The following is a 655-nucleotide window of genomic DNA, read 5'->3' as shown; positions in this document are numbered from 1 at the left end:
CCAGGGCGGCGGCCACGCCGATCAGGCGGTGGGCCGACTGGTCCAGCTCCATCAGCGCCGTGCCGGGCCCGGAGACGTCCTGGACCGGCTCGGGGTACTCGGTGCCCTCGCCGCCGGCCTTGCGTACGACGGTGGCGTGCTTGATGTAGCCGGTCTTGCCCGTCTTCTCGGCAAGCCACAGGAGCGGGTCGCGCCGGTCCAGGATTCCGTGGGTGATCGCGTTGATCGCGGCGCCGGTGAGGAGCGCGGCCGCGGGGACGCGGTAGCCGACGGTGCGGGTGACGGCGAGGGTGGAGGCGAGCTGCACGGCGCTGTAGCTGGCAACGTGTCGGCTCACCGAGCGGCGGCCGTACGCGCTGGCGGTGCAGGTGCGGCCCTCGGCGCCGTGGCGCCACGGGTTCGCTTCCACCCGGGAGCCGTCGTTCTTGTAGACCAGGTGGGAGCCGTGCATGCCCTTGGTCGAAGCGTCGTGCGAGTTCTGCACGAACTGGTCCCCGAAGCTGTGAACTCCGTCGAAGACGGCGGTCAGGGCGGCAGCCAGGGCGAGGCCCTCGATGGCGCGGATGCGATCGGTCATGCTGGGTGTGCTCCTCATCTCGGATTCGGGGTGGGTGTGGGGAGGCCGGCCTCTTTGCCGATGCTGCGGGCGCCCCGT

Annotated in this window: 1 protein-coding gene; it reads right to left on the bottom strand. The window is 71.6% G+C overall.

Annotated features, from left to right (window positions below; all coding sequences use genetic code 11):
* On the bottom strand, nt 1-577 hold a 577-nt coding region (locus tag EAO77_RS38260), incomplete at its 3' end, for a hypothetical protein (protein WP_147992857.1).
* Nucleotides 578-655 lie beyond the last annotated feature (78 nt).

Origin of the sequence: Streptomyces sp. T39 (assembly GCF_008042045.1) — a bacterium.
Taxonomy (GTDB): domain Bacteria; phylum Actinomycetota; class Actinomycetes; order Streptomycetales; family Streptomycetaceae; genus Streptomyces.
The sequence above is the reverse complement of the archived record's forward strand: the minus strand, read 5'-3'. Positions and strand labels throughout refer to the sequence as shown.